At 41.3% G+C, this 8,798-nt stretch carries 11 protein-coding genes; 1 reads left to right on the forward strand and 10 read right to left on the reverse strand.

Translation table 11 applies throughout. The features are described from left to right. Window positions 1-261, forward strand: a 261-nt coding sequence (locus tag I2D69_RS19005; protein ID WP_195380389.1) for a hypothetical protein, incomplete at its 5' end; no start/stop codon positions are given. A gap of 48 nt (window positions 262-309) precedes the next feature. On the opposite strand, the gene I2D69_RS19010 is transcribed toward I2D69_RS19005, so the two are convergent. The 10 genes from I2D69_RS19010 to I2D69_RS19870 all read right to left on the reverse strand — a co-directional run. Next, window positions 310-1,284 (reverse strand): AraC family transcriptional regulator, encoded by a 975-nt coding sequence (locus I2D69_RS19010; RefSeq protein ID WP_148463770.1) that lies wholly within the window; start codon window positions 1,282-1,284, stop codon window positions 310-312. Window positions 1,285-1,295: 11 nt separating this feature from the next. Continuing rightward, window positions 1,296-2,558 carry a GLUG motif-containing protein gene (locus tag I2D69_RS19015; RefSeq protein WP_148463769.1) on the reverse strand — a complete coding sequence of 421 codons (1,263 nt, stop codon included), beginning with the start codon at window positions 2,556-2,558 and terminating at the stop codon, window positions 1,296-1,298. A 248-nt stretch (window positions 2,559-2,806) separates the two neighbouring features. Beyond that, the gene (locus tag I2D69_RS19020; protein ID WP_173717531.1) at window positions 2,807-4,459 is read right to left on the reverse strand and encodes an FAD-dependent oxidoreductase; all 1,653 of its coding nucleotides are present in this window, start codon (window positions 4,457-4,459) and stop codon (window positions 2,807-2,809) included. Continuing rightward, window positions 4,459-5,022 carry an alkyl hydroperoxide reductase subunit C gene (gene ahpC, locus I2D69_RS19025; RefSeq protein WP_148463767.1) on the reverse strand — a complete coding sequence of 188 codons (564 nt, stop codon included), beginning with the start codon at window positions 5,020-5,022 and terminating at the stop codon, window positions 4,459-4,461. The genes I2D69_RS19020 and ahpC overlap by 1 nt, the downstream gene beginning before the upstream one ends. 173 nt (window positions 5,023-5,195) lie before the next feature. Beyond that, complete coding sequence (gene yaaA / locus I2D69_RS19030; RefSeq protein WP_148463766.1) at window positions 5,196-5,948, reverse strand: peroxide stress protein YaaA; 753 nt, start codon at window positions 5,946-5,948, stop codon at window positions 5,196-5,198. After that, entirely contained in the window at window positions 5,948-6,403 is a 456-nt protein-coding gene (locus I2D69_RS19035; RefSeq protein WP_148463765.1) for a peroxiredoxin, read from the reverse strand. The genes yaaA and I2D69_RS19035 overlap by 1 nt, the downstream gene beginning before the upstream one ends. 3 nt (window positions 6,404-6,406) lie before the next feature. Further along, window positions 6,407-6,616, reverse strand: a complete 210-nt coding sequence (locus tag I2D69_RS19040) for a DUF6219 family protein (RefSeq protein WP_173717530.1) — start codon at window positions 6,614-6,616, stop codon at window positions 6,407-6,409. Between the two features lie 26 nt (window positions 6,617-6,642). After that, complete coding sequence (locus tag I2D69_RS19045) at window positions 6,643-7,146, reverse strand: pyridoxamine 5'-phosphate oxidase family protein (protein WP_148463763.1); 504 nt, start codon at window positions 7,144-7,146, stop codon at window positions 6,643-6,645. A gap of 92 nt (window positions 7,147-7,238) precedes the next feature. Next, entirely contained in the window at window positions 7,239-8,084 is an 846-nt protein-coding gene (locus I2D69_RS19050) for a PD-(D/E)XK nuclease family transposase (RefSeq protein WP_195380390.1), read from the reverse strand. Window positions 8,085-8,534: 450 nt separating this feature from the next. Continuing rightward, window positions 8,535-8,798: hypothetical protein (locus I2D69_RS19870; RefSeq protein ID WP_207718738.1), on the reverse strand; the 264-nt coding region annotated here is incomplete at its 5' end.

Here is an 8,798-nt window from a genome sequence, read left to right on the forward strand (position 1 = left end):
AAGACGCTTCCCACACTGAATACCAGACTGAAAAAGATCACACAGTCCTATGGCCTGCCCCGCATCTCCCTTGGAGACCTCAGATATATGTATCTCGCAGATCTTATCAAAAGGGAAAAACAGTTTGATAAGATCATGAAACTTTTCGGATATGCAAATCCTTACCGGATGCTGGGCCTCTGCCAGCAGATCGCGGATATCCAGGGAGAGACTTTGACTATAAACGTTCCGTTTCCTGAGGTATTTTATTATAAAATGTAAAGCTGAGACGAGATTTGTCAAGGTATGTTTTTGTAAAGGAGTGTGCAATTATGCTTTTATGTATTTCTTTCGAAATTCAGATGGAGTCATCTCATACTCTTTTTTGAAGACTTCCGAAAACTTGCTGGGGTTGTCGTAGCCCATTTTCATGGCGATTTCTGTAATGCTGCAGTCAGAATTCTGAAGCAGTACGGTTGCAGCCTGCATACGGTAGGATTTTATGTAGGCATAAATGGAACAGCCGAAAACTCCCTTAAAACATGCTTTCATGGAAGTAAGAGGAATGTCAAATTGCTCGGACAATTGTTCAAGAGTGTAATGCTGGCGCAAATTGGAAACCATATACTTTTGAATTTCTTTTACTTTTTTTACCTGAGTATGTGCGAAATACGGAACTTTTACCTGGGTATTCTGTATTTTCTCAGTTCCAAGATAAAGGAGCAGTTCCAGGACCTTGACCTTCAGATAGGAAGCGTGCATATACGGCTTGGTGCAGTACAGTTCAGAAAAAATGTGGTTGATTTTATTTTGATTTCTAATTACAGCACAGGTACCATTTTTGCAAAAGCCGTTGGCAATGGAAAACAGATCAATGTCCAGACCGCCTGTCATCTCGCCGATTTTTCGGATGACAGAGTCTGCTTTTTGTAAATCTATGGTGATGGAGATGCCGTGATAATGAGACAGCGGAAAGCTGGTTGAAACGGTCTGGTTGGAAAGAAGGTTGATGGCAAGATCACCGCTTCCAATATACTGATAAGTGCCGTTGGCAAATCTGCATTCAAAACGCCCTTCCCTGCAATGGTTCAGTTCCAGAACATCTGCGTGAGGCAGTTTATTCTGGTTCTGTCCATTGCTCATGTGAAAATCGTTATAAAAGAACTGGATGCCAGGCAAAATAATATATTGCGTGATGATTCCTTCTCCGGTTTCATTGTTCATTTTATAAATAGTACGGTTGTTTTTGCCCGTTGTTTTTTGAACTTTCTGGTCAAAAAAATCCGTTAACGGATGCTGTTCCATTTTTTCCTCTCTTACTGGTCCGCACTCTCGTACATGCAGGAAGTGGTGCCAATCTGATTGTCTGCATGCACACCATCAATTAAAATGTCTGCGTCGCAGCTTTCTATTACACTGCCCACTGCCCTGCCGGCAACGGTACCTGGTGTTACAGCACCGTCAATGGATCCTGTTACAGAACAGTTGGTAACTTTAAATACGGTTTCTTCTCCATAATAGTAAAGTCCGGTGCCAATAAGACCTCCTACATGGGTTGCTCCATCCGCTTTTATGGAAACAGTTATCTTGCAGTTATCAATTACGGACGGATAATTTTTCGTGGAAAATCCTTCTGTTTCCAGGCATACGTCTGGATTGGAGTGAGTGCCTGCGTAACCACAAAGACCGCCGATCGCATGGCCGCCATTTGCGCTTTCAATTGTGACATCAGCGGTGCAGTTGGTAATGGAATCCATCATTTCCAGACAGCCGCCGATTCCGCCAAGACCAACCGGTTCGTTTCCTTCTGCCTTTACAGTTCCGCTTGCGCTGCAGTTGTCAATGGTTCCGCCAAAACCGCCGCCGATGACCAGGCCACCACATTCTGCTACATCTGCCTGCACAATATGGTTTTCTTCAAATTCATTATCTCCAATTACGATGACGGTTACATTTTCTGCGGAGCAGTTGGTTACGGAATTGTTGTTGCCTCCTACAATTCCGCCAGTGCAGTTGTTGCCTGTAATTACGGAGTTTCCTTTTAAGGTTACGTGATCCACTGATCCCATGTTGTATCCTACAACGCCGCCAATAGCCAGAGAGGTGCCATCTGTTACGGTTACTTCTGCATTTTCCACTGTCAGATTTTTGACTTCGCCGCAGTTTACGCCGAAAAGACCAGCCCCGCAGTTGTATTTGTCAGATTCATATTTTAAATTTGAAATTGTGTGATCTCCGCCGTCAAAGGAGCCCAGAAACAAGGTGGAATGGTTTTCCATGTCATTCATATTGCCGATGGGTTCCCAGTCAATGCCTGTAAGATCAAGATCATTTGTCAGAAGAAAATAAGTATCCGCATAACCTGCGTTTGAGCCGTCATTTACATTAGCGGCAAATGTCAGGAAAGAATCTGTCGAGGAAATCTGGTACGGATCTTCCTGGGTGCCACTGCCGCCGTCATAAGAGCATTCAGATGCGGTGCTTACTGCTTCTTCTGCAAATACGGTACTGGTTAATCCGGCAGATAAGGTAGTTGACATGGTAAGTGCTAATAAAACAGAAACGAACTTCTTTTTCATTGTGTGCCTCCTGAGTTATATAATAGTTAGTTGCTTCTAACAATAACCATACCATTTCTTACAGGGTCACACAACTCCATTTGGACGATAACCACTCTGCTTAGACAGATTCTTTTGCGGAAATACGGTATTAGTTATTACTTACCGCTATTTTACCACAATTGTGGTCGGGGAATAAAAATTTTCTTGAATTAAAAAACTGTAACAATAAACCATAGGAGTTTATCATTACAGTTTTTATTATCTTATTAGAGCAATTCCAACAGCTGCGGGATATTCTTTTTCCCAAATGTTACCTGATCCTGGTTGATTATCAGGCAGGGGACGCTCATAACGTTGTATTTTTCCTTTAAATCCGGGAAATGGGCGATGTCGTATACTTCTGCTGTTACAAGGAGATTTAAGGAGGCAATCCTCTGGGCTGCCACTACCAGATCCGGGCACATGGTACAGGAAAGGGATACCAGGATCTGCATGTGCACCTTATGGTCGATAGCGAGGATACGTTCTCTGATGGCAGGGTCAAGGGGCTGCCCTGGTCCTGCGGCGTTGTATAATCCCAGGATAAAAGAGGTAAACTCGTGTCCCCCTGGCACGCCGTGGAAAGCTAATCCAGTCTTTTCCCCGGAGGCAGTCAGCACTTCTACAAAAGGCAGCAAGGCAGCAGAATCCGAAGCAGAGTCCGCTTCCTGTACGGTCAGTTTGTCTGTATATTTCTCCAGTTCTGTCATATAGCCTTTCAATTCCTGGCTGACGGGACGGGAATCCAGATGCAGGTCAAGTTGCAGGTTTCCCTCCATTCTGGAAAATACAACATTCAGCTGGTTTATGATATCCTGTGAAAAAATACCGGCTGAGGATTTCCCTTCTGTTTCTTTTCCTGCGGGTGATTCCTTGTGAACTTCGGCCTCTTTTTTGATTGGCTTTTCCGGGTGGATTCCGGTTTTCCCCTGCATGGCTGCGGCATATTTTTCCAGCTCTGTGGCAGCTGTGGCACCATCTCCCACTGCAGTTACCACCTGGCGGAGATTCTTCTGGCATACATCTCCGGCTGCGTAAATTCCCGGACAGCTGGTCTTCTGGGTTCGGTCCGTTTCCACATATCCATGGGAATCCAGAGCAATCAGGTCTTTTACCAGATCCGTATTTGGCGCGTAGCCTGCAAATACAAATATGCCAAAGGTGTCATCTGCAGAATCGAAAATGGTTTCTTCTCCAGTGTTTTTATTTTTGTAGCAGATCTTTCGCAGCGTGTGGTCACCCTCCACATAGACAACCTCTGTATTGGTTAAAACTGTGATCTTAGGGTGATTTTTGGCGGCTTCCGCTACCGCTTCTGCGCAGGAAAAATCATTTCCACGGATTAAAATAGTTACATGGCTTGCATATTTTGTCAAAAATACGCTTTCTTCTGCTGCAGCAAACCCGCCGCCAACTACGAAAATTTCTTTTCCACGGAAAAATTCTCCGTCACAGGTGGCACAATAGGCTACTCCGTGACCGCGAAACTTGGCCTCACCTGGAAAACCGATCATTCTTGGATGGGCTCCTGTTGCGAGCAGGATTCCAAAGCTTTTGTAGGAACCTTTATCGGTGGTTGTTTCCCAGATTTCTGCGCCGGATGCTTCTTCTGCTTTTTTTAGGCTGACAACATCCCCAAGCAAAAACTCTGCTCCGAAATGTTCCGCCTGTTTCTGCATGGCCTGGGTCAGTTCTTTCCCACTGGTTTTCATGACGCCTGGATAGTTTACCACTTCATCGGTAATGGTAATCTGGCCGCCGAATTTTTCCTTCTCAATTACCAGAACACGGTAGCAGGCGCGAGCCAGATATAAGGCAGCTGTCAGACCGGCAGGACCTCCTCCGATCACAACTACATCATAGAAATTTTCGTTCGACATTAAAGCATACCTACCAGATCAAGACTTGGCTTCAGAGTTTCGGCTCCTGGCTGCCATTTTGCCGGGCACACCTGGTCTCCGTGTTCTGCTACAAACTGGCTTGCCTGGAGACGGCGGAAAAGTTCATCTGCATTGCGTCCTACATTGCCGGCATTTACTTCATAAACCACGATCTTGCCTTCCGGGTTTACAATGAAGCTTCCTCTTTCTGCCATTCCGTCAGATTCGATCAGCACTTCAAAATCCTTGCAGAGTGCGTGGGTAGGATCTGCCAGCATTGGATAAGTGATCTTACCGATTCTTTCAGAGGAATCATGCCATGCTTTGTGGACAAAATGGGAGTCTGTAGAAACAGAGTAGATTTCGCAGCCAGCAGCCTGGAAATCAGAATATTTATTCTGCAGATCCTCCAGCTCGGTAGGGCATACAAAGGTAAAGTCGGCCGGATAGAAGAAAAATACGCTCCATTTTCCCAGAATATCGGCCTTGGTCACGGTTTTAAACTCCCCATTCTGATAAGCCTGAACAGAAAAATCACTTACTTCTTTATTGATCATTGACATTTTAAAATTCCTCCTTTTTTTGTAATAAGCATTCCCTGGAATGCAGGGATTAATGCAAGTTAGGCAAAACTAACCTTGTCTGCAATATATCATTTCTTTCTGGTGATGTCAATGAATTTTACGTAAGTGAATATCATTCTCAACAAGAATAATTACAATTTAGCAATACCACACTACAGTGCAGACAACCGTTCAAAAATATATTCCTTCTCTGACGACAAATCTTCTCTAAACCTATAGCCCAGTCTGTTAAATTTTTGTATATCAGCTGGATTTTCAATCCCTCTTTCTGCCATAAATCTGACCATTTCACCACGGGCCATTTTTGCATAAGTACCTTTTGTTACTAGCTTTTCTCCGGATAATTCACAAAATGTAATCGTTATATACGTATCTTTCGGTGACAGATATTTTTCTATGCATTTCGAATATTCCTTTGATGCCAGATTAATAATGATCTGGCTGTCATCAATGATGGACTTATACAGCATGTCTCCCCAATAGTCATACAAATTCCGGGTATTTCCTATTGTAACCTTTGCCTGCATTTCCAGACGATATGGTCTCACACCGTCCAGTGGCTTTAGGCTTCCATAAAATGCGGATAAGATTCTAAGATGCTTTTGGATATACTCAAATTGTCCGTATTCAAACACTGCTGGTGCCATATACTGGAATGCAATTCCCTCATAGGACAAAATAGCAGGAGTAAGCATGTGATAAAGATCCATATTTTCTAATCTTTCAAAGTTCTGCCTGGCAATCTTGTCATTGCATTTCCAGATTGCCTTCAGTTTATCTTTTTCCAGACCCTTCATCCAACTTAGTATCTCAGTTGTCTTATCAAGAAAATTCGGCATTCCCACTGGTGCTATGCTGTCCGTATCTGTAACCATCTTTTTTGCTGGTGATAATATAATCTTCATCACGTCAATTCCTTCAGCATATTTTCAGGATCATCTGCCGCTTTCACTTTATCATTTGCCTTTATGATAATTTCATTCTCATCAATCAGATATGTTGTCCGGACTACTCCCATAGAAACTTTTCCATAATTCTTCTTTTCTTTCCAGACGTCATATGCTTCAATCACTTTACGCTCCGGATCTGCCAATAAAGTAAATGCCAGTCCGTATTTTTCTTCAAATCTCTTATGGGAAGCTACAGAATCCTTACTAACACCAAGGATAACAGCTCCTTTTTCTGTAAACAAAGGATACCTTTCTGAAAATCCACATGCCTGTTTCGTACAGCCAGCTGTATTATCTTTCGGGTAAAAATATAAAATCACTTTCTTTCCGGCATAATCGCTTAACTTATGCATGTTTCCATTCTGATCCGGCAACTCAAAATCAGGGGCTTTTGTTCCTGTTTCCAACATTTTTTAATCCTCCGTTTCTGTAGCTTCCGCTTTCTTTCTTGTTTTTTTACTGCCAGAAATCATTTTATGTCCTGTATAGATAGACATTATCATACAAAGCAGAGAGCTTAGTGCGAAATATTTGTGGCTTGATTTTAACCCTTTGTAACCGGTATAAAAAGTTCCGATCATGGTAATAAATGCTCCGATAGACCAATATTTATGTGCTTTCATACAATACCCCCATAAAATATAATTTATTAAAATTTTATTGTCTGCCTGCTGCTGTATCCATTTTTCTTAAATTCAGAAAAAAGTACTTCCATTTTAACTGGTGTTACACAGATAAGGTTCATTGGCGAAGCCAGTTTCTTTAATGTTTCTACTGGAAGCTTCTTAATCTTTGCATGTTTATTATATGTATCGGAAAAAGGTTCCACAAGATCTGCCTTTCCTATTACCTGTATGCTTTTCAAATTGTCCGCTCCATCATACTTATCATAAATGGCCAGACATACATTTTCATTTTTCTCAAGACCAATAAACTTTTCGCCACCTTCTGAAAACATCCAAAACTTCCCATCATGGTAGCTATACTCAATTGGGGTACATCTTACATAATCCCCAGTTCCAGTCGCAAGTGCACAAGTATTGTTGGAATTGATATATTCCAATACTGTCTTTTTCAGCTTTTCTTCCGGCATAGCATTCTGTTTTTTATTCTTCCAATAATCTGCTGCTTTCTTAAATTGATCATGTGTCACAAAACCGCCTCCAGACATAACACTTTTAATAGTATTCTTTATTAATATTGATAATGGGGCTGTCCCGACAGCCCCATTTATAATGATTTCAGTTATTTTGTTACACACAAAGTTTCATCAATCCATTTCTGGACATCTTTTTCACTTACCTTAACCAAACGAGCAATCATCTTTACGTCCATGCCCTCTTCTGCCATGGAAAGGGCTGTTTCTTTTGCTTTTTTGAGCTCACCACGTTTCTCTCCGCTTTCCATTCCTTCACTATAGATTTTCTCCATTTCATGGCACATAAGTTCAACCCCTTTCTGTGTCTCCTTCAATTCATATACTCGTTTTGCAAGAATCGGACTGTGCATCTCATCTGCCTTTTTACAGTGTAAATCATGCATCAGCTTTCCAAGTTCTGTATCATTCTGTTTCCTGGAATTTACATATATGATATGTGCTTCATCTTGAAAAGCTTCATTTAATTCTTTGATTTGCCGGTCAATGTGGTAAATGGGAAGTCCATATCCAAGAATATCGTCCCTGGTAATAAAAATTACATAGCTTTCCGGCAGTTCCTCAAAATCCTGTCCGGGATTTAGGGTATTCATATCCATCAGTCCACTATGGTACCGGGCTCTTTTTGGGGAAGCTCCTTCATTATCCTGCTGGATTTCCACATCAAATTGTTTGCCTGTGGAATCCCTGGCAACGCAGTCCATTACTGCGGAGCGTCCCTGCAAATTTTTATAATCTTTTTGGATTATCTGATCAATCACGTGTAAATCTTGTTTCTCCATAATGACCTGCAAAACATATTCCAGACATTCTCTTTTCTTGAACACGTTTCGCATAAATATATCACTCATGAGTGTAAAATTCTTAATAATGCCTTTGTATTTTTCGTAGCGTGACTCTAAATCACTGTTCAATAGGGTGTTTTCATCAGCCATTTACAGCAATCACCTCCTGGCATTTTCGATTGATGAATGTGAAAGTACTTTTATCTGATTCTATCTTAACATTAATGGAATTCCTTTACAAGATACTTTTTATGATGAGTGAACAGGTGCAATAGAAAATACCAGCAATAGCCGTCTGGAAAGCGAACTGCAACCATAAGAAGTATTATTAGATAACTGACAGATTGCATAAAAACCTGTTTTTTACAAAAATATCAAATTTTGTCATATAAAAGGGCATGATCCGAAAGTATGAAACAGAAAATTGATTGCAAAAGGTGGTCAAAAATGGCCTTTTGTCAAAGGCTTATTTTGTGTTATTGAATCCCTTTTAAGCTTAAATAACACGAACTAACACAAAATAATACAGATAAAAAGGTAGGAAATAACGGCAAATAGCACTAAGTGATTTTAAAAGGGAGTAGGTAAAAAAATCGTGTCTTAGACATCCGGAAAGCAAAACGCCACACGGACATCTATCCCGTCTAAATTTTTCATTACAGAGTTGACTTCCCCGCCGATATAACGTGCTGCGTTGTCAACACTGAGCAATATTTCGTCACGAAGTGCTAATTTTCTCATTCTTTTCCTTTCACAATTTATCACTATTTGCCAAATACAGAACTTTTTCTGTTTGGATTTGGATAGTGCCTTTTTTTCTGAATAAGTGGGAAAAATAATGCTCATTTTTGAACCTATTTTTAC

It is taken from the genome of Ruminococcus sp. D54t1_190329_F1 (assembly GCF_015551645.1).
Lineage (GTDB): Bacteria > Bacillota > Clostridia > Lachnospirales > Lachnospiraceae > Blautia_A > Blautia_A faecis.

What these genes read in the sequence shown, in the direction of transcription:
- I2D69_RS19035 (WP_148463765.1), bottom strand. Translation starts at nt 6,403, where the DNA reads ATGTTGGAAACAGGAACAAAAGCCCCTGATTTTGAGTTGCCGGATCAG.
- I2D69_RS19050 (WP_195380390.1), bottom strand. Translation starts at nt 8,084, where the DNA reads ATGGCTGATGAAAACACCCTATTGAACAGTGATTTAGAGTCACGCTAC.
- I2D69_RS19020 (WP_173717531.1), bottom strand. Translation starts at nt 4,459, where the DNA reads ATGTCGAACGAAAATTTCTATGATGTAGTTGTGATCGGAGGAGGTCCT.
- I2D69_RS19015 (WP_148463769.1), bottom strand. Translation starts at nt 2,558, where the DNA reads ATGAAAAAGAAGTTCGTTTCTGTTTTATTAGCACTTACCATGTCAACT.
- I2D69_RS19010 (WP_148463770.1), bottom strand. Translation starts at nt 1,284, where the DNA reads ATGGAACAGCATCCGTTAACGGATTTTTTTGACCAGAAAGTTCAAAAA.
- I2D69_RS19040 (WP_173717530.1), bottom strand. Translation starts at nt 6,616, where the DNA reads ATGAAAGCACATAAATATTGGTCTATCGGAGCATTTATTACCATGATC.
- yaaA (WP_148463766.1), bottom strand. Translation starts at nt 5,948, where the DNA reads ATGAAGATTATATTATCACCAGCAAAAAAGATGGTTACAGATACGGAC.
- ahpC (WP_148463767.1), bottom strand. Translation starts at nt 5,022, where the DNA reads ATGTCAATGATCAATAAAGAAGTAAGTGATTTTTCTGTTCAGGCTTAT.